Origin of the sequence: Phenylobacterium aquaticum (assembly GCF_947378715.1) — a bacterium.
In the GTDB taxonomy this organism is placed as follows: domain Bacteria; phylum Pseudomonadota; class Alphaproteobacteria; order Caulobacterales; family Caulobacteraceae; genus Phenylobacterium; species Phenylobacterium aquaticum_A.
Genome location: NZ_CANCLE010000010.1, coordinates 1 through 19,147 on the forward strand (window position 1 = coordinate 1; position 19,147 = coordinate 19,147).

At 68.8% G+C, this 19,147-nt stretch carries 15 protein-coding genes and 1 pseudogene; 9 read left to right on the top strand and 7 right to left on the bottom strand.

All coding sequences use genetic code 11. The annotated features are described in order from the left end of the window. Nucleotides 1-240 (top strand): annotated as a pseudogene (locus Q7P21_RS02770) (DNA polymerase III subunit beta); the annotation flags it as partial. On the opposite strand, the gene Q7P21_RS02775 reads toward Q7P21_RS02770, so the two are convergent. Further along, on the bottom strand, nucleotides 237-1,427 hold the full coding sequence (locus Q7P21_RS02775) for a TonB family protein (protein WP_304175630.1): 1,191 nt from the start codon (nucleotides 1,425-1,427) through the stop codon (nucleotides 237-239). The pseudogene Q7P21_RS02770 and the gene Q7P21_RS02775 overlap by 4 nt on opposite strands. A 205-nt stretch (nucleotides 1,428-1,632) precedes the next feature. Between Q7P21_RS02775 and recF the strand changes: the two genes are divergently transcribed. The 3 genes from recF to Q7P21_RS02790 all read left to right on the top strand — a co-directional run bounded on the left by recF (nucleotide 1,633) and on the right by Q7P21_RS02790 (nucleotide 6,489). Then, nucleotides 1,633-2,775 (top strand): DNA replication/repair protein RecF, encoded by a 1,143-nt coding sequence (recF, locus tag Q7P21_RS02780; RefSeq protein ID WP_304175632.1) that lies wholly within the window; start codon nucleotides 1,633-1,635, stop codon nucleotides 2,773-2,775. After that, nucleotides 2,772-5,189 carry a DNA topoisomerase (ATP-hydrolyzing) subunit B gene (gene gyrB / locus Q7P21_RS02785; RefSeq protein WP_304175634.1) on the top strand — a complete coding sequence of 806 codons (2,418 nt, stop codon included), beginning with the start codon at nucleotides 2,772-2,774 and terminating at the stop codon, nucleotides 5,187-5,189. Before recF ends, gyrB begins: the two co-directional genes overlap by 4 nt. 220 nt (nucleotides 5,190-5,409) lie before the next feature. Then, complete coding sequence (locus Q7P21_RS02790; RefSeq protein WP_304169460.1) at nucleotides 5,410-6,489, top strand: methyl-accepting chemotaxis protein; 1,080 nt, start codon at nucleotides 5,410-5,412, stop codon at nucleotides 6,487-6,489. A gap of 2 nt (nucleotides 6,490-6,491) precedes the next feature. Here the strand turns inward: Q7P21_RS02790 and recQ are convergent, their stop codons facing one another. Next, nucleotides 6,492-8,306 carry a DNA helicase RecQ gene (recQ, locus tag Q7P21_RS02795; RefSeq protein ID WP_304169463.1) on the bottom strand — a complete coding sequence of 605 codons (1,815 nt, stop codon included), beginning with the start codon at nucleotides 8,304-8,306 and terminating at the stop codon, nucleotides 6,492-6,494. 182 nt (nucleotides 8,307-8,488) lie between these two features. Between recQ and Q7P21_RS02800 the strand changes: the two genes are divergently transcribed. The 5 genes from Q7P21_RS02800 (at nucleotide 8,489) to Q7P21_RS02820 (ending at nucleotide 12,548) form a co-directional block, all read left to right on the top strand. Beyond that, nucleotides 8,489-8,620 carry a hypothetical protein gene (locus Q7P21_RS02800; RefSeq protein ID WP_304169467.1) on the top strand — a complete coding sequence of 44 codons (132 nt, stop codon included), beginning with the start codon at nucleotides 8,489-8,491 and terminating at the stop codon, nucleotides 8,618-8,620. Between the two features lie 82 nt (nucleotides 8,621-8,702). Next, nucleotides 8,703-9,845, top strand: a complete 1,143-nt coding sequence (locus Q7P21_RS02805) for a DNA cytosine methyltransferase (protein ID WP_304175635.1) — start codon at nucleotides 8,703-8,705, stop codon at nucleotides 9,843-9,845. Nucleotides 9,846-9,951: 106 nt separating this feature from the next. Then, nucleotides 9,952-10,941: a cysteine synthase A gene (gene cysK / locus Q7P21_RS02810; protein WP_304169473.1), complete on the top strand. Its 990-nt coding sequence runs from the start codon at nucleotides 9,952-9,954 to the stop codon at nucleotides 10,939-10,941. A gap of 12 nt (nucleotides 10,942-10,953) precedes the next feature. After that, the gene (locus Q7P21_RS02815; protein ID WP_304175637.1) at nucleotides 10,954-12,147 is read left to right on the top strand and encodes an NAD(P)/FAD-dependent oxidoreductase; all 1,194 of its coding nucleotides are present in this window, start codon (nucleotides 10,954-10,956) and stop codon (nucleotides 12,145-12,147) included. Next, entirely contained in the window at nucleotides 12,144-12,548 is a 405-nt protein-coding gene (locus Q7P21_RS02820) for a very short patch repair endonuclease (protein WP_304175639.1), read from the top strand. The genes Q7P21_RS02815 and Q7P21_RS02820 overlap by 4 nt, the downstream gene beginning before the upstream one ends. Here Q7P21_RS02820 and Q7P21_RS02825 read toward each other — a convergent pair. From Q7P21_RS02825 to Q7P21_RS02845, 5 genes are all read right to left on the bottom strand, one after another. Next, entirely contained in the window at nucleotides 12,545-14,272 is a 1,728-nt protein-coding gene (locus Q7P21_RS02825; protein WP_304175641.1) for an ATP-binding protein, read from the bottom strand. The genes Q7P21_RS02820 and Q7P21_RS02825 overlap by 4 nt on opposite strands. Before the next feature lie 156 nt (nucleotides 14,273-14,428). After that, on the bottom strand, nucleotides 14,429-14,893 hold the full coding sequence (locus tag Q7P21_RS02830) for an OsmC family protein (RefSeq protein WP_304169485.1): 465 nt from the start codon (nucleotides 14,891-14,893) through the stop codon (nucleotides 14,429-14,431). Between the two features lie 2 nt (nucleotides 14,894-14,895). Further along, a complete protein-coding gene (locus tag Q7P21_RS02835) occupies nucleotides 14,896-16,683 on the bottom strand; it encodes an acyl-CoA dehydrogenase C-terminal domain-containing protein (RefSeq protein ID WP_304175644.1) in 1,788 nt (595 codons plus the stop codon). Between the two features lie 142 nt (nucleotides 16,684-16,825). After that, nucleotides 16,826-17,299, bottom strand: coding sequence for a MerR family DNA-binding transcriptional regulator (locus tag Q7P21_RS02840; RefSeq protein ID WP_304165943.1), 474 nt, complete (start codon nucleotides 17,297-17,299; stop codon nucleotides 16,826-16,828). A gap of 163 nt (nucleotides 17,300-17,462) precedes the next feature. Further along, the gene (locus tag Q7P21_RS02845; protein ID WP_304175645.1) at nucleotides 17,463-19,145 is read right to left on the bottom strand and encodes a lysine--tRNA ligase; all 1,683 of its coding nucleotides are present in this window, start codon (nucleotides 19,143-19,145) and stop codon (nucleotides 17,463-17,465) included. Nucleotides 19,146-19,147: the final 2 nt, after the last annotated feature.

Here is a 19,147-nt window from a genome sequence, read left to right on the forward strand (position 1 = left end):
GGCAAGGTGATCCTGACCGTCCGCAACATGGAAGCCGGCCAGGCGGTGGAAGAGATCGAGGTCGACTATAACGGCGAGAGCTTCGAACTCAGCTTCAACGCCCGCTACCTCCTCGACGTCACCGACCAGATCGGCGCCGAACAGGCCGAGTTCCGCTTCGGCGGCCCCAACGACCCGGCCCTGGTGCTGGACCCGACCGACCCGGATGTGCGCTACGTGCTGATGCCGCTTAGGGTTTAGCGGCTGTTGAACGGCGGAATGAGGTTGGATCTCGCGGGCACATCGATTTCCTTCTCTGTCGTCGATGCAACAGGTGCTGCCAGGCGTGCGCTACAAGTGTCGCCTGGACAGAACTGGCGCTTCGCGTCAGCCATGACCATTTGATCAAACCTTAGCTCAAGGCGGCGGAAGGCCATATTGAGCTTCGTGGCGCCCTCGAATTCGAACCTGCCACCAGGTCCCTTCTTGTAAGCCAGGATCGCCTGAAGCTCCGGCGCCGTGAACTCGTCGGCGTAGGCATCAGCCTCCGCTACGCGAGCCGCCAGTACAAAGGCGTCCACCGCTTCTTTGAGCGCCGCGCGCCTTGTTTCAGGGACCGCCGCTATCATTTTTTCGTAGGACCCAACGATACCCATCATCGCCGTCGTGTCGGCCGTTGCAATCGCCTGGGCAAGGGAGAGTTGCTCTGGATTTGCCGAGGCCGCAGGTTGTTGGGTGAGTGCGGGCGGAGCTTCGAGACAGTTTTTGTCGGGGGACCACCCACATCGCATGGCCTGATGAAAGCGATCCTGGTTAGGCTTGAGGCGCTTGGCCGCGGCGGCGCTGATTTTGCCTCTCTTGGCCCGATAGTTTTGGCCGACCGTTGACTCAAAAAAGGCGGCATCTGCTGTTAGCGCATCCTCGGGCTCGTAACCGGCCAAGAGACTGGCCGCGGCCTCGAATTCCTTGGTGGTGATCGCCGTTGCCGCGTCCTGAAAGGCTGCGGCGCCTCGCTGCCTAGTCTCAAGGGTCACGCCCGGTGATCCAGAACTGGTCACAATTTCCGCTAGCCGCTTGTATTTCTGCCGAATATAGCCCGTGAAATCACCGGCCACGAGGACTCTTCGCGCCAGATCAATTGCCTGCTGAGACGGAGGTGGGGGGTCCTGCAACGCCGGCGGGCTTTCCGGGGCGCTCCCAATGGGCAGGGCAAATCGAATTGGAATCCGCACGTCACCCCCGGCGACGGAGACGCCGTCCACTGTCTTCGGGCGCATGTGGAACGCGCTTGCCATTGAGACTGCGGCTGCTCCGAAGCCCAAGCTTTTAGGGGCCTCGTCAATCGCCGCGCAGTTCGTGAGCGCACCACCAGCATCAACGAGGCAGTCGATGGTCGCATGGCCTTCGATCTGAAACATCGCGGCGATCATCGGATAGGCATGAGCCAAGTCGCCGCCGCTAGGGCGCATTAGCCAGTCTGGGTTGGTGACGGTTGAGCCTGGTGGACTCGCTGCGACGCTCGCAGCTGCGGCCATTATCGCCAGCGTTAACATGAGACCCCCAAAAACAACTCCTGAATGCAGCCTATAGCTCCTTCGCCCAAGCTCAAGCCGGGCGTTCGCCCCCCGCCGCGAAACCCGCTAAACACCGCCCGTGCGCACGGCCCTCACCCATCTGACCCTGACCGACTTCCGTTCCTATGAGCGGGCCGAGATCGCTCTCGATGGACGGCCGGTATGGCTGGTAGGGCCGAACGGGGCCGGTAAGACCAATCTGCTGGAGGCAGTCAGCCTGCTGACGCCCGGGCGGGGCTTGCGCGGCGCGGCCCAGGTCGAACTGGGGCGCAGGCTGCCCGGCGAGCGGGCCGGGCGGGCCTGGGCCGTGGCCGCCGTCATCGAGCAGGACGGCGAGCCGGTGCGGGTCGGGACCGGCGTGGAGGCGGCCGGCGCGGCGCGGCGCACGGTTCGGCTGGAGGGCGAGACCGTCCCGCCTGGCCGCCTGGCCGATCTGCAGCGCCAGGTCTGGCTGACTCCGGCCCAGGACCGGCTGTTCCTGGAAGGGGCGGGGGATCGCCGCAGGTTCTTCGACCGGCTGGTGTTCGCCGCCGAGCCCGCCCACGCCGCCCACGCCTCGGCCTATGAGAAATCCCAGCGCGAGCGCATGCGGCTGCTGACCGACGGCCCCGCCGATCCAACCTGGCTGACGGCTCTGGAAGCGCGGCTGGCCGAGGCCGGCGCCCTGATGGCCTCCGCCCGCGCCCGGACCCTGGCGGCCCTGCAGGAGGAGATCGATGGGCGCGGCGACCGGCCCTTCCCCGGCGCGCGGATGACCCTGACCGGCGACTGGGAGCGGATGGCCGCCGAAGGAGTCGAATTGGCCGAGATCGAGGGTCGCCTGGCCCGGGCCCTGGCCGGCGCGCGTGACCGCGACGCCGCCGCCGGACGGGCTTTGACCGGGCCCCACCGGGGCGATCTGGCGGTCATTCACGCCGAAAAGGACCGGCCCGCCGCCGAATGCTCCACCGGCGAGCAGAAAGCCCTGATTCTCAACCTGGTTTTGGCCCAGGCCGCGCGTCTTTCGCGTGCAGAATCAGCGCCAAACCCTATATTGCTGCTGGATGAAGTCGCAGCACATCTGGATCGCCGCAGGCGGGCCGCGCTGTTCGACGAAATCGAGGCGCTCGGGCTCCAGGCCTTCCTGACCGGAACCGACGAGCACCTGTTTGAAGATCTGACCGACCGAGCCCAAGGCGTCCGTGTGGATGGCCAGGCTTTGGCCATTCTGGACGGCGCATGAGCGAAGATAACGAGACCCAGGGCGCGGCCGAGTACGGCGCGGACTCCATCAAGGTCCTGAAGGGCCTCGACGCGGTGCGCAAACGCCCGGGCATGTACATCGGCGACACCGACGACGGCTCCGGCCTGCACCACATGGTCTATGAGGTGGTCGACAACGCCATCGACGAGACCCTGGCCGGCTGGGCGACGCGGGTCGAGGTGATCCTCAACGCCGACGGCTCCTGCACGGTCACCGACGACGGTCGCGGCATCCCCACCGACATCCATGAGGGCGAAGGCGTCTCAGCGGCCGAGGTCATCATGACCCAGCTGCACGCCGGCGGGAAATTCGACCAGAACAGCTACAAGGTCTCCGGCGGCTTGCACGGGGTCGGCGTCTCGGTCGTCAACGCCCTGTCCGACTGGCTGAAGCTCAAGGTCCACCGCAACGGCTTCACCCACGAGATGGAGTTCCGCCGTGGCGACGCGGTCTCGCCCCTGGTGATCACCGGCCCGGCGCCGCGCCGCGAGAGCGGCGAGGCCCTGTCGGGCACCGAGGTCACCTTCCTGCCGTCGCTGGAGACCTTCGCCTTCATCGATTTCGACCGCAAGACCCTGGAGCACCGGCTGCGCGAGCTGGCCTTCCTGAACTCCGGGGTGACCATCTGGCTGAAGGACAACCGCGAGGCCGAGCCCTTCGTCGAGGTCATGCACTATGAGGGCGGCATCGAAGCCTTCGTGCGCCACCTCGACAAGGCCAAGACCCCGCTGCTCAAGGCGCCGATCGTGATCCGCGGCAAGCGCGAGAACGTCGAGGTCGATCTGTCGCTCTGGTGGAACGACGGCTATCACGAGAACGTCCTGTGCTTCACCAACAACATCCCCCAGCGGGATGGCGGCACCCACCTGGCGGCGTTCCGCTCGGCCCTGACCCGGGTGATCTCTGGCTATGCGGAAAGCTCCGGCGCGGCCAAGCGTGAGAAGGTCTCGGTCTCCGGCGAAGACGCCCGCGAGGGCCTGACCTGCGTGCTCTCGGTCAAGGTGCCGGACCCCAAGTTCTCCTCCCAGACCAAGGACAAGCTGGTCTCCTCCGAAGTCCGCCCGGCCGTCGAGGGCCTGGTCGGCGAGGGGCTGGCGAGCTGGTTCGAGGAACACCCGGTCGAGGCCCGCCAGATCGTCCAGAAGATCGCCGAGGCCGCCGCCGCCCGCGAAGCCGCCCGCAAGGCGCGCGAGCTGACCCGACGCAAGACCGCCCTCGACATCTCCTCCCTGCCCGGCAAGCTGGCCGACTGTTCGGAAAAGGATCCGGCGCGCTCGGAAGTCTTCCTGGTCGAAGGCGATTCCGCCGGCGGCTCCGCCAAACAGGCCCGCAACCGCGAGAACCAGGCGGTCCTGCCCCTGCGCGGCAAGATCCTGAACGTCGAGCGGGCCCGGTTCGACAAGATGCTGGGCTCGGACCAGATCGGCACCCTGATCACCGCCCTGGGCGCCGGCATCGGTCGCGACGACTTCGACATCGAGAAGATCCGCTACCACAAGATCGTCATCATGACCGACGCCGACGTGGACGGCGCCCACATCCGCACCCTGCTGCTCACCTTCTTCTACCGGCAGATGCCGCAGGTGATTGAGCGCGGCTATCTCTATATCGCCCAGCCGCCGCTCTATAAGGCGTCCAAGGGCAAGTCCTCGCGCTATCTCAAGGACGACGCCGAGCTGGAGATCTATCTGATCGACGAGGGCATCGAGGGGGCGACCCTCGACCTCTCTTCCGGCGAACGCCTGACCGGCCAGGACCTGCTGGCCCTGGTGCAGCAGGCCCGGGGCGCCAAGGCCAATATCGACCGGCTGTCGTCTCGCGCCCCGATCTTCGCCATCGAGCAGGCGGCGCTGGCCGGCCTGCTGGCCGAAGGCGGCGACGTCGACAAGGCGGCCGCCCGGCTCAATCTCTACGCCGAGGAGGGCGACGGTCCCTGGAGCGGCGAGCCCGCCCCGGCCGGCGGCTACGCCTTCTCCCGCATCCGTCGTGGCGTCACCGAGCGGGTGGTCCTGGACGACCTGCTGCTGCACGCCGCCGACGCCCGGCGTCTGGCCGAGCGCAGCGCGGCCATGGCCGAGACCTTCGACAAGCCCGCCCTGTTCACCCGAAAGGACAAGGCCACCACGGTGCGCGGTCCGCTGGACCTGTTCGCGGCGATCATGGAAGCCGGCCGACGGGGCCTGTCCATCCAGCGCTATAAGGGCCTGGGCGAGATGAACCCCGAGCAGCTGTGGGAGACGACGCTCGACGTCGACGCCCGCACCTTGCTGCAGGTCCGGGTCAATCACGCCGACGACGCCGACGACATGTTCACTCGCCTCATGGGCGATCTGGTTGAACCGCGTCGCGAGTTCATCCAGGCCAACGCCCTGGACGCCGAGGTCGATATCTAGGGTCCGGGGCCCGCCGGGCGCATGCCGGGTGGGCCATGGACGCCGAAATTTCGGGCTCTGGCCACTTTGGGCGCCGCGACCCCCGGTTGAAGGGCGATTGGCGGCTACAGTTTCGCCACTTGTTCATACTCTGGCCCAAGAATTTGATTCGGTTGCCGAATCGGCGCGCACTTCGCAACGCGAACGTGTGTGATCGGCGTATGAGCTGGAGTGTCGACGCGTGGCCGAGCCCGAGGGGAGTCTGGTCCCAGAGCGGATCCTGGAACTGTCCGAGCGGCTGTCGGCTGTCGCCGGCGCCAAGATCGGCGAGATTTCGTCGATCAATCGCGAAGCCAAGATGCTGGCCATCAACGCCCTGATCACCGCCGCCCGGGCCGGCGAGGCGGGCAAGGCCTTCGCCATTGTGGCCGAGGAATTCAAGCGCATCGCCAGCGAGATCGATGACGTGGCCATGGGCATGGAGACCCAGGTCCGGGCCGACCTGCGGGAGCTGTCGGCGGTAGGCGGGGCGATTCTCGGCCACCTGCGCGGCCAGAGACTGGCCGACCTGGCGCTCAACGCCATCGAGATCATCGACCGCAACCTCTATGAGCGGACCTGCGACGTCCGCTGGTGGGCGACCGATTCCGCCGTGGTCAGCTGCGTGGCCGAGCCCTCCGACCAGGCCTCGCGCTTCGCCTCCAGCCGGCTGAAGGTGATCCTCGACGCCTATACGGTCTATCTCGACCTGTGGATCTGCGACGCGCGGGGCAAGGTGGTCGCCACCGGTCGACCCGACCGCTACCCGGGCGCCAAGGATATTTCCGTCGCCAACGCCGCCTGGTTCCAGCAGTCGATGCGCACCGCCTCCGGCGACGAGTTCGTGGCCTGCGACATCGAACGCGCCGCCCCGCTCGGCAACGCGCCCGTCGCCACCTACGCCACCGCGATCCGCGAGGGCGGCCAGACCCATGGCAAGGTGATCGGGGTGCTGGGCATCCATTTCGACTGGAAGCCCCAGGCCCAGGCCGTGGTCGACGGCGTGCGGATGACCGAGGAGGAGGCCGGCCGCTCGCGGGTCATGCTGCTCGACCACAAGGGCCGGGTCCTGGCGTCGTCAGACAAGAGGGGCGAGCTGGAGGAGGTCTTCCGCCTGCCCCCGGCCGCCGTGGCCATGGGTAGTTATCCGCTGGAGGGCGCCACGGTCGGATATGCTCTGACGCCGGGCTATGAGACTTATCAGGGGCTGGGCTGGTACGGCTGCATCCTGCAGCGCGAACCGCCGAAGTCGTCGGCGGCCCAGTCGACGCGGGCCGCCTGATCCTACTGGCCGCGCAGCACGTCCATCACCGCCTCGCCATAGCGGGCGAGCTTGCCTTCGCCGACGCCTGAGATGGCCGCCAGGTCCCCCAGGCCCGAGGGGCGCTTGACGGCGATCTCGGCCAGCGTCCGGTCGTGGAAGATCACATAGGGCGGCAGGTGCTGGCGGGCGGCCTCGTCGCGGCGCCAGGCGCGCAGGGCCTCGAACACCGGCTGGTCCTGGGCGGCCATGATCTGGTCCTCGCGAACCTTGCGCCGGGGCTTCCTGGCTTCCTTCTCTTCCAGCCCCTGGCGCAGGGAGACCTTGCGCTCGCCGCGATAGACCAGCCGCACCTCGGCCGCCTCGCCCAGGCCGATCAGCGGGCGGCCGTCATTGGGGTCTTCCTTCAGGAGGCCGTCGAACAGCAGCTGGTCGACCAGGTCGCGCCAGCCCGCCGCGCTCAGCTCCTGGCCGACGCCGAAGGTCGACAGCCCGGCCTCGAAGCTCGACGGCTCCTTGGTCTTGCCGAGCAGGTGTTCGATCAGCCGGCCGCGCCCGAACCGGCCGCCCAGGCGATGCACGGCCGACAGGGCCTTCTGGGCCGACTGGGTGGCGTCCACCGTGGCGATGACCCCCAGGCAGATGTCGCACTGGCCGCAGGGGGCGACCCCCTCCTCGCCGAAATAACGGCGCACGGCGCCGGCCCGACAGGTGGTGCCGTCCAGCATGGCGTAGAGCTGGCGCACCTTGCGGCCCTGGACCGCCTTGACCTCCTCGTCGACGTCGCGGCCGTCGAGCCGGCGGAAGGCCCAGGCCATGTCGGCGGCGCCATAGAGGGTGATGCCCTCGGCCGGCTCGCCATCGCGCCCGGCCCGGCCGATCTCCTGCCAATAGGCCTCGATGGAGGCCGGCGGATCGGCGTGAATCACATAGCGGACGTCGGGCTTGTCGACCCCCATGCCGAAGGCGATGGTCGCCACCATCACGGCGGCGTCGGCCTCCAGGAACTTCTCCAGCCGCTCGGCGCGGACGGTCTTGTCGAGGCCGGCATGATAGGCCAGGGCCGGAACCCCGAAGCCGCGCAGAGCCTCGGCCAGCTTGTCGACCCCGTCGCGGGAGCCGGCATAGATCACCCCTGACCGGTCGGGCCGGGCTTCCACCAGCTCCAGCACCCGCTTGTGGCCGGCGCCGCGCTTGCGCTCCGCCTGCAGGGCCAGCTCGGGCCGCGCGAAGCTGGCGACGAACTCGGCGGCGTCCTTCAGGCGCAGTTCGGTGCGGATGTCCTCCCGGGTCCTGGCGTCCGCCGTGGCGGTCACCGCCAGGCGCGGCACGGTGGGGAACAGCTCGGCCATCCGGCCCAGCATCCGGTATTCCGGGCGGAAGTCGTGACCCCACTGGCTGACGCAGTGGGCCTCGTCGATGGCGATCAGGGCCAGAGGCGTGCGCGACAGCCGCTCCAGCATGGAGGGCTGCATCAGGCCCTCCGGCGAGACATAGAGCAGGTCCAGCGTGCCGGCCTCGATCCGCGCCCAGGTCTCGGTTCGCTCGCGGGGCTCGATGTTGGAATCCAGCCGCGCGGCGGAGACGCCCGACTGCACGAGCCCGGCCACCTGGTCGGTCATCAGGGCGATCAGCGGCGAGACCACCAGGCCCAGGCCCGGCCGCATCAGGCTGGGGATCTGGTAGCACAGCGACTTGCCGCCGCCGGTCGGCAGCACCGCCATGGCGCTGCGCCCCTCCAGGATCTCGGTGATCACCTCGGCCTGACGACCTCGGAACTCGGCGTGGCCAAAGGTGCGGCGCAGGATCTCCCGGGCCTGGTCCAAGGATGCGGTCATGGGCGGCTTATGGCCCGCGTCGCCGGCCCGGGTCCAGGCCCGGCGCCCGCTCAGGCCAACACCGATGAGCGCCTAAGCCCCCGTTTCCGCCGGACGCGAAGAAATTCGCCGCCCATGGGCCGAAGTCTTAACCGCGAAGGTCTAGGTTGAAGGCCTCACCAAGGGTTCAGGAGGACCCTGTCATGGCGCTTAAAGCGTTTATGTCCCTGGTCGCCCTGGCGGCCGTCATGGTCGGCCTGATGCTGCCGGTTCCGACGGGTCAGCGCGCGGCCGCCAAGTCGCAGATCGCCACCATGGAACTCGGCGCGGGCTGAAGCCCGAGCCTCCAGGCGGTCCTGGTTCGGGTCGGCGCGCCGATTTTTCCGATCGCGCCGGCTTAGGCTAGACTCCGGCGCGATGAGTCGCCCCGACCCCCTGACCTTCTACGAGTTCTTCGCCGGTGGCGGCATGGCGCGGCTCGGTCTGGGCGCGGCCTGGACCTGCGCCTTCGCCAACGACTTCGATCCGGTCAAGGCGGCGACCTATCGCGACAATTTCCCGGACGCCGCCGATCACTTCCACGAGGGCGACGTCTGGGCCCTGGAGGCCCGCGACCTGCCGGGCCAGGCCGATCTCGCCTGGGCGTCGTCACCCTGTCAGGACTTCAGCCTGGCCGGCGGTCGCGCAGGCTTGGCGGGGGGCCGATCCTCGACCTTCTTCGGCTTCTGGCGCCTCGTCCAGGCCCTGGCCGCCGAGGGCCGCGCGCCGCGCAATGTGGTGATCGAGAATGTCTCGGGACTGCTGACGTCCCATGGCGGCGCGGATTTCACGGCGCTCTGCGCGGCGCTCGCCGCCGCCGGCTATCGCTTCGGGGCCCTGGAGATCGACGCGGCGGCCTTCCTGCCCCAGTCGCGGCCCCGGGTGTTCGTGGTCGCCACCCGTGCGCCGGTTCCGGCCGGCCTGATCGGCGACAGTCCGTTCCAGACCCGGGCGGTGCGCGAGGCCCAGGCCCGCCTTCCCGCCGATCTCGCCGCCCGCTGGATCTGGTGGCGGGGCGAGGCGCCCGGCCGCCGCAACACCGAGCTCGCCGACCTGCTGGAGCCGGACGGGGCGGTCAAATGGCATGGCGACGACAAGACCCAGTCCCTGCTGGCCCTGATGGCGCCCCTGCACAGGGCCCGGATCGCAAAGGTCCAGGCCGAGGGCGGCCGCGCCGTGGGGGGCCTGTTCCGACGGATGCGGGTCGAGCAGGGGATCAAGGTCCAGCGCGCCGAGGCGCGGTTCGACGGCCTGGCCGGTTGCCTGCGCACCCCGCGCGGCGGCTCCTCGCGCCAGACCCTGGTGGTCGCCGAGGGCGCAAAGGTGCGCAGCCGGCTGATCAGCGGCCGCGAGGGCGCCCGGCTGATGGGCCTGCCCGACAGCTATCGCCTGCCCCGCGCGGCGACCTCGGCCCTGCATGTGGTCGGCGACGGGGTCGCGGTCCCGGTGGTCCGCTGGCTGGCCGCCCATCTGCTGGAGCCGTTGCTGGCCGCCCAGGCGCCGGCCATCGCCGCCGAGTAGCGGGCGGGCCATGATAGAAAACCTATGGCGCCGGGGGGCATAAGCGCCCTTCCAAATCCTGTCGGGCGGCCTAAGTTCCAACCAGGTTCGAACAGGACAAATTCCCATGGCCGACGCCGGCACCTCGACTTATGACGCCGCCCGCTACAAGCGGGCCGGGCGCGGCAAGATCTATGACTCCATCATCGACACCATCGGCGACACCCCGCTGGTGGCCCTGCCCAACCTGACCAAGGCGTTGAAGCCCAAGGGCCAGGTCGTGGCCAAGCTGGAGTTCTTCAACCCGATCGGCTCGGTCAAGGACCGCATCGGCGTCTCGCTGATCGAGTCCCTGGAGGCCTCGGGCCACCTGAAGGCCGGCGCCACCATCGTCGAACCGACCAGCGGCAACACCGGCATCGCCCTGGCCTTCGTCGCGGCCTCCAAGGGCTACAAGCTGATCCTCTGCATGCCCGAGAGCATGTCGATCGAGCGCCGCAAGATGCTGCTGCTGCTGGGCGCCAAGCTCGAGCTGACCCCGCCTGAGCGCGGCATGGCCGGCGCCGTCGCCCGCGCCCGCGAACTGGTCGAGGCCATCCCCGGGGCGGTCATGCCCCAGCAGTTCGAGAACGCCGCCAATCCGCTGATCCACAAGGTCTCGACCGCCGAGGAAATCTGGAACGACACCGAGGGTCGCGTCGACGCCATCATCTCCGGGGTCGGCACCGGCGGCACCATCACCGGCATTGGCCAGGTCCTGAAGCCGCGCAAGCCGTCGCTGAAGATGATCGCCGTCGAGCCGCAGTCTTCGCCCGTGCTGTCCGGCGGCGCTCCCGCCCCGCACAAGATCCAGGGCATTGGCGCGGGCTTCGTGCCCTCGATCCTCGATCGCGGGGTGATCGACGAGATCATCCAGGTGTCCAATGAGGACAGCTTCGCCATGGCCCGCCGGGTGGCGGCCGAGGAGGGCATTCCGGTCGGCATCTCGTCGGGCGCGGCGCTCACCGCCGCCTTCGACGTCGCCAGCCGCGAAGATATGGCCGGCAAGCTGGTGGTGGCCATCATCCCCAGTTTCGCCGAACGCTATCTGTCGACCGCCCTGTTCGACGGGCTGTAGGGCGATCGCGGCGTGCGCGCCGCCGTCGTCGGATGCGGTGTCGCGGGCATGGCGGCGGCCCTGTCGCTCGCGCGCCGGGGCCACGTGGTCACGCTTTTCGAGGCGTTCGATCGGCCCCAGCCCCTGGGCTCGGGCCTGCTGCTGCAGCCCTCGGGCCTGGCGGCCCTGAGGGTCCTGGGCCTCGCCGAGGCCGTGCTGGCTCTGGGCGCCCGGGTCGAGCGGCTGGAGGGTCGCGACCTCTCTGGGCGACGGATCCTCGACATGGCCTATGCCGACTGGCGGCCAGGCGCCTTCGGGCTCGGCATCCATCGCGGGTCGCTGTTCCAGGTGCTGCATGGCGCGCTCGCCCCCGCCGGAATCGATCTGCGCACCGGGCAGGAGATCGACCGGATCGAGGATTCGGCCCGTCCCCGCCTGGTCGACGCCCGGGGCGAGGTTCACGGCCCCTTCGATCTCGCGGTGATCGCCGATGGTTCCGCCTCGCGGCTGCGGGGCCAGGTGCGGCCCAAGGCCAGGGCGGCGCTCTATCCCTGGGGGGCGGTCTGGGCCAACGCCCGGGATCCGGAGGGCCGGTTCGCCGACGCCCTGCATCAGCGCTATGACGCGGCCTCCACCATGATGGGGGTCCTGCCCGTGGGGCGCGGCCCCGACGGGGCCGGGAACCAGGTCAGCCTGTTCTGGTCCCTGCCGCTGGCTGAGATGGAGGGTTTCTTCGCGGGTGACCTGGATGGCTGGAAGGCGCGGGCCCGCGAAGTCTGGCCGGAGACCGCCCCCCTGCTGGAGGGCTTCGCCAGCCCCGCCGCCTTCTCCCGCGCCAGCTATCGCGACGTGACGGTGGGCCGCTGGTCGCGTGGCGGCCTGACCCTGATCGGCGACGCAGCCCACGGAACCAGCCCGCAGCTGGGCCAGGGCGCGAACCTCGCCTTGATCGATGCGGTGGAACTGGCCGAGCGCCTGACCCCCAATCGATCGATCGCGGTGTCCCTCACCCGGTTCCAGGCGGGGCGCCGGCGACAGACGGAGCCATATCAGCTGGCGTCGCGGGCCCTGACGCCGTTGTTTCAGTCCTCCGGCCGGCTGGGCCCCTGGGTTCGGGACCAGCTGTTCGCGCCCCTGTCCAAAGTCCCCGGCCTGAGGCGGATCTCGGCCACGGTTCTGACCGGCATGTTGCGTCTGGGGCGGACGCCGCCGAACCTGCGTCCATGACCGACGTCTATCCCCCCGCCAAGCGCTCGGCGGTGATGGCCCGCGTGAAGGGCAAGAACACCTCGCCTGAGCTGGCGGTGCGCAAGCTCCTGACCGGCCTGGGCGCCCGCTATCGGCTGCATCGCAAGGACCTCCCCGGCAAGCCGGACATCGTCCTGCCGGGTCGCCGGCTGGTGATCTTCGTCCATGGCTGCTTCTGGCACGGCCACGACTGTGCGCGCGGCGCCCGGGTCCCTCAGGCCAATCGTGACTACTGGGTGGCCAAGGTGGCGCGCAACCGCGCCCGGGACATCCGCAATCGCGACGATCTCGGTGTGCGGGGTTGGCGGGTGGAAAGCGTCTGGGAGTGCGACCTGAAGGACCCCGCCGCCCTGAAGGCGCGGCTGGAGGGATGGCTCTAGGCGACCGCCGCCTGGGTTTCGTCGGCCGGTTCGAGCGCCTGGGACACTGCGGCGACCAGGTCGCGGGGGTCGAAGGGCTTGGCGGCCTGGCCGGTCATGCCGGCTTCCCAACACTCCGCCAGGTCGCGGTCATTGCCGCTGGCCGTACAGGCGATCACCGGCGTGGCGCGATTGGGGCCGGCTCCGGCGCGCAGGCGGCGGCAGGTCTCGCGACCGTCGAGCCCCGGCATATAGACATCCATCAGGATCACGTCGAAGGCCGCCGTCGCGGCCAGGGCCAGGGCCTCGTCCCCCGACGCCGCCTCGGTCAGCTCAATGCCGAAAGGCTCCAGCATCAGGGCCACGGCCCGGCGGTTGATCTCATGGTCATCGACCACCAGCACCCGGATGGCGGCGGTGAGTTCCAGGGCTTCCTGGGCCGACGCCTCCGCCGGTTCGGCCAGCTCCAGCGGCACGGTCAGGGTGAAGATCGCCCCCTGGCCAGGAGCGCCGTCGGCGGTCAGGTCGCCGCCCATTAGCTGGGCCAGATGGCGGCTGATCGACAGGCCCAGGCCGGTGCCCCCATGAGTGCGGGCGGTGGAGGCCGACCCTTGCTCGAAGGGTGTGAACAGCCGCTCCAGCTGGGCCGGGGTCAGGCCAGGGCCGGAATCGGCGACGCAGAAGGCGAAATGGTCGCCGTCGCGGTCGAGGGCCAGGATCACGCCGCCGGCTTCGGTGAACTTGAGCGCGTTGGAGAACAGGTTGTTGAGCACCTGGCGCAGGCGGGTCGGGTCGCCGCGCCGCCACGCCGCGACATGCTCCAGCCCCTCGACGCTCAGGGTCAGGCCCTTGCGGGCGGCCTCGGCGCGCCAGAAGGCGCAGGTGTCATTGATCAGGGCGGTGGGGTCGAAGGCGACGGTCTCGATCCGCATCGCCCCGGCCTCCATCTTGGCCAGGTCCAGCAGGTCGTTGAGCAGGCTGCGCATCATCCGGCCCGACTGGCCGATCAATTCGGCCTCGCTGCGCAGGGCGGCTTCGGCGCCGGGTCGCCGACCTATGGCCTCGGCGCCGGCCAATATGGCGCTGATTGGGGTGCGCAACTCGTGGCTGACCATGGCGATGAAGGCGGACTTGGCGTCGACGGCGGCCTCGGCGACGCGGCGGCCTTCCTCGGCTTCTTCCCGCGCCTCGCGCTGGGCCTCCAGCGCGTCGGCGGCGGAGCGCCACAGCAGGGTGGATGAGAACACCAGGAGCACGCTGATCATGCCGATCGCCACCCCGAAGAACGAGGCGCCCGACAGCCGCCAGGCGAAGATCGCCGTGGCCAGGAGATAGACCCCATAGGGCGCCATGGAGGCGGCGTAGGCGGCCCGGGATTTCTGGCTGGTGACCACGGTCTTCAGCACGCCGACGCCCAGGAACAGCCCGCCGCAGACCAGGCCCCAGGGGCCTCGCGCCAGAATGGCGGCTATGGCCAGCGACCCGAACACCGTCGAGTTGAGGGCCAGCAGCAGCAGGGCGACCCGGCGGCCAGATGGGCGAGACACTGCGCGCTCAGCCCCGAACAGCAGGTGCTCGGCCCCCTGCAACAGGCCATAGGCGACCAGCCAGGCCCCGCTCGCGCCCCAGCCGACCACGGGGGTGAAGCACAGGGCGTAGACCAGGGTGAAGATCAGATTGGGCCGCAGGCTTTCGCGGCGCGCCGAAAGCGTGCGGGCGAGGTCGGGTGTGTCGGGGATGTCCATAGGGCCGTCCCGGCGCGCGTCTGGCTGCAGTCGTGCAGGTTCGAGGCGCGAGCATGGGCCCGGGCTTTGAATCAAACGTAAAGTTGTGCCCAAATTGGGTGTTGCTTCTGGCCTGGCGTCAGATGTCGTGTCGCAGCGGGGCCGCGAAGACTGTCCTCAGGCGAGTGGGGCCTCGATCAGCACCTCGGTCTTCACCGAATTGGCGATGAAGCACTCCTCATGCGCCGCGTGGTGCAGCTCGGCGAGCTGGTCGCCGCTGGGCGCCGGCCCGTCCCAGGTGATGGCGGGGCGCAGCCAGACCCGGGTCACCGCCATGCGGCCGGGCGCGATCTCTTCCATGACCCCCTCGGCCTTGTCGGCATAGGCCGTGGCCACGAAGCCGGCGAGCCTGGCCTTATGCAGGAAGGTCAGCATGTGGCAGTTGGACAGGGCCGCGACGAACATCTCTTCCGGATCGACCGCCTCCGGGACCGCCCACTTGCCGACCACGTGGGGCGAGGCCGAGGCCGGGACGATCAGCCCGCCGTCGAAGCTGATCACATGGCCGCGGCTATAGCGGCCCTTGGCGAAGTCCTCGCCGTCGCGCAGGGCCCAGGCGATATCGGCCGTATATTTCGCCATGCTCAGAAGGCCTCGGCCGGCAGGGCCATCATCAGTTCCGAGCCGCTGGTCAGCTTGGCCAGGTGGCCGGTGGTGTCGGGCAGGACGCGCTGCATGTAGTAGCGGCCGATAGTCAGCTTGGTCGCGTAGAAGGGGTCGGTGTCGCCGGCGGCGATCTTGGCCTGGCAGGTCTTGGCGATCAGGGCCCACATATAGGCCAGAGCCGTCAGGCCGAAGAGGTGCATGTAGTCGGTCGAGGCGGCCCCGGCGTTGTCGGGGTTCATCAACCCGTTCTGCATCAGCCACATGGTGCCCTCCTGCAGCTTGGCCTTGGCGTCGGCCAGGCCCTCGGTGAAGGGCTTCAGCGCCGGGTCGTCCTGGTTGGCCGCCACGAAGGCGTCGAGTTCGGCGAAGAACCCCATCACCGCGCGACCGCCATTGGCCGCCAGCTTGCGGCCCACCAGGTCCAGGGCCTGGACGCCGTTGGTGCCCTCATAGATCAGGGCGATGCGGACATCGCGCATGTACTGGCTGGCCGGGAAATGCTCGGTGAAGCCGGAACCGCCATGGATCTGCAGAGCGTCGGAACAGACCTTCAGCCCCTTGTCGGTCAGAAAGCCCTTCACCACCGGGGTCATCAGGGCCATGTAATCATTACCCTTCTGGCGCACGGCCTCGTCAGGGCTGGCATGCGCCAGGTCGCCCTGCAGGGCGGTCCAGAACAGGAAGGCGCGGCCGGCTTCGATGACGGCGCGGCTGTCCATCAGCATGCGGCGCACATCCGGGTGCACGATGATCGGGTCGGCGGGGCCGTCGGGGTTCTTGGGGCCGGTCAGGGATCGGCCCTGCAGGCGCTCCTTGGCGAAGGCGGCGGCGGCCTGATAGGCGGCCTCGGCCTGGGCTATGCCCTGCAGGCCGACCCCGATCCGCGCCTCGTTCATCATCACGAACATCAGGGCCAGGCCGCGGTTCTCCTCGCCGACCAGCCAGCCGGTCGACTCCTCGTGACGGATCACGCAGGTGGCGTTGCCGTGGATGCCCATCTTCTCTTCCAGGCCATCGCAGAACACCGGGTTCCGCGCGCCCGGCTTGCCGTCGGCGTCAGGCAGGAACTTCGGCACGATGAACAGGCTGATGCCGCGCACGCCCTCCGGCGCGCCCTCGATCCGGGCCAGGACCAGGTGGACGATGTTCTCGGCCATGTCGTGCTCGCCGCCCGAGATCCAGATCTTGGTCCCGGAAATCCGATAGCTCCCATCGGCCTGGGCGACCGCCTTGGTGCGCAGCAGGCCCAGGTCTGTGCCGCAATGGGGCTCGGTCAGGTTCATGGTCCCACCCCAGTTTCCCGAGGCGAGATGGGGCAGGTAGAGGTCCTTCTGGGCCTGGGAGCCGCCGTTCAGGATCGCCGAATAGGCGCCGTGGGTCAGGCCCGGATACATGGAGAAGGCCATGTTCGCCGAGGAGCTCATCTCGGAGAAGGACAGGTTGACGACGTGCGGCAAGCCCTGGCCGCCATAGGCGGTGTCGGCGCCCAGGGCCGGCCAGCCGCCGGCGACCAGTTGGGCGTAGGCCTCCTTGAAGCCCTTGGGCGTGGTGACCGTGTGGTCGGGGTTCCAGGTGCAGCCCTGCTTGTCGCCCACGGCGTTCAGGGGCGCGAGCACCTCGGCGGTGAAGCGGCCGGCTTCCTGGATGATCTGGTCGACCACATCGATGGCCGCGTCCTCGAACCCCGGCAGGTTCGCGTACTTCTCGATCTCGAGCACGTCGCGCAGGAGGAAGGCGTGGTCGCGAACGGGGGGTTGATAGCTCATCTTCGGTCCGGGCTCCCGAGCGCGTGACAACCGAAAATGGCCGCCGGTTTCGGCGACCGTCACGCTCTAGGGGTCCGATCTAGAGCCTTTTTGGCCGAAGCGTAATCGCCCGGACCAAAAAGGCTCGCAGTTCGGCCCGGTGTTAGCGGGCGTGCTCGAGATCGCCGAGGCGGGCGCGCAGCACCTGGTCATAGTCGGCGGCGCGGGGCAGCAGGTCGGGCCGGGTGGTGGCCAGGTGCTTTTCCAGCCGGTCACTGGCGCGGACCAGTTCCTCGATGGCGTTGTCGATGTCGCGGCGCTGGGCTTCCAGGGCCACGATCCGCTCGCGGAATTTGGTGAGCGACTTGACGTTCTGGGCCGCGCAATTGTCGCCGACCTCATAGAGGTCGAGGATCTCGCCGATCTCGGCCAGGGCCAGGCCGACCCGCTTGCCGTTGAGGATCAGCTGCAGGCGGGCGCGGTCCTTGTAGGAATAGACCCGATTCATGCCGTCGCGGGCCGGGGTCAAGAGACCCTTGTCCTCGTAGAAGCGCAGCGCGCGCGGCGTGCACTTAAATTCCTGGCAAAGCTGGCGGATCGTAAAGGTTCGCGCCGGTCGGCGCAGTTCCATGGGCATGGTCGTCCTCCCTTGTTGGACAGTCGTTCTTAGTTGACCAATGCGTAAGGCAGGTTTCCGCGCGCGTCAACATGATCACCGATCACTTACCGCAACGAGAGGTGATCACAGATGCGTGATGGCTCTCCCTCGCCCCGCTTTGCGGGGAGAGGGACGGGCGAAGCTAGGCCACGAAGGCGCCGGCCAGGGCGCGCTCGATCAGGGCCACGGTGCGCTCCAGGCCGAAGATGGCGGCGAAGGAGCCGAAGCGCGGGCCCTGGCTCTGGCCCAGCAGCACCTCATAGAGACCGGTGAACCACAGGCGCAGGGGCTCGAAGCCGGCGGCCTTGCCGGCCTCATAGACCTCGTTCTGGATCAGCTCGGCGTCCTGGCAGCCGGCGGGCAGGGCCTTGAAGCGCGCGACCAGGTCCTGCATCGCCGCCCGCTCCCGGTCATCGGCGACCCGGAAGGTCTTCGAGGGCTTCACGAAGTCCTCGTAATAGTTGATCGCGTAGTCGCTCAGCCGGTCCAGCAGCGGCTGGGTCTCGGCGCTCGCGCCCGGGATGTAGCGGGCGATGAAGCCCCACAGGATGTCCTTGGTCGAGGCGTCGGCGGCCGAGACCAGGTTCAGCAGCAGGGAGAACGAGACCGGCGAGCCCTGTTCGGGCGGGCCGCCGCGATGGACGTGCCAGGCCGGATTATCGAGGGCGGGTGCATTGCTCTCGGCGCGCAGCCGGTTGAAGGCGTTCAGCTGTTGCAGATATTCGTCCGTCGCCTTGGGGATGACATCGAAATAGAGCCGCTTCGCCGACTTGGGCGACTGGTACATGTAATAGGCCAGGCTCTCGGGCGCCCCATAGCGCAGCCACTCGTCCATGGTCAGGCCATTGCCCTTGGTCTTGGAGATCTTCTGGTTGTTCTCGTCCATGAAGAGCTCGTAGTGGAACCCGGCCGGCGGGGTCCCGCCCAGCACCTTGCAGACCTGGTTGGACAGCCGGACGCTGTCGATCAGGTCCTTGCCGCTCATCTCATAGTCGACCTCCAGCGCCGTCCAGCGCAGGGCCCAGTCGGGACGCCACTGCAGCTTCACATGGCCGCCGGTCACCGGGACCTCGGCCACGGAGCCGTCCTCGTCGCGGAAACTGATGGTTCCCCGGTCCAGGTGGCGTTCCAGGGTCGGCACATAGAGCACCCGGCCCGTCGTGGGGCTGATCGGGATGAAGGGCGAATAGGTGGCGCGCCGTTCCTCGCCCAGCGAGGGCAGCATGATCTTCTGGATGGCGTCGAAGCGTTCCAGGGCGGTGAGCAGGGTCGCGTCGAACCGGCCGCCGCGATAGCAGTCGGTGGCGGAGGCGAACTCGTAGTCGAAGCCGAAGCTGTCGAGGAAGGCCCGCAGCCGGGCGTTGTTGTGCGCCCCGAAACTGTCATGGGTCTCATAGGGGTCGCGGACCACGGTCAGCGGCTTGTCCAGGTCCTCGGTCAGCCGGTCGCTGTTGGGCAGGCCGGGCGGGATCTTGCGCAGGCCGTCCATGTCGTCGCTGAAGGCGATCAGCCGGGTGGCGATGGCGTCCTCGGTCAGGCCGCGAAAGGCCATGCGGACCATGGTGGTGCGGGCCACTTCGCCGAAGGTGCCCAGGTGCGGCAGGCCCGAGGGGCCATAGCCGGTCTCGAACACCACCGGCTTTTGCAGGGCCTCGAAGGTCTTGACCGCCTCGTCGGCCTTGCCGGCCAGGATCAGGGTCATGGCGAGATCACGCTCGGCGTCGGAGAGCCGCAGGCGCAGGATCCGATCCAGCAGGAGACGGGCCTGTTCGAAGGGCCAGCTCTTGGCGTCACGGGCTTGATGGGAGAGACCTTGCAGGGACATGG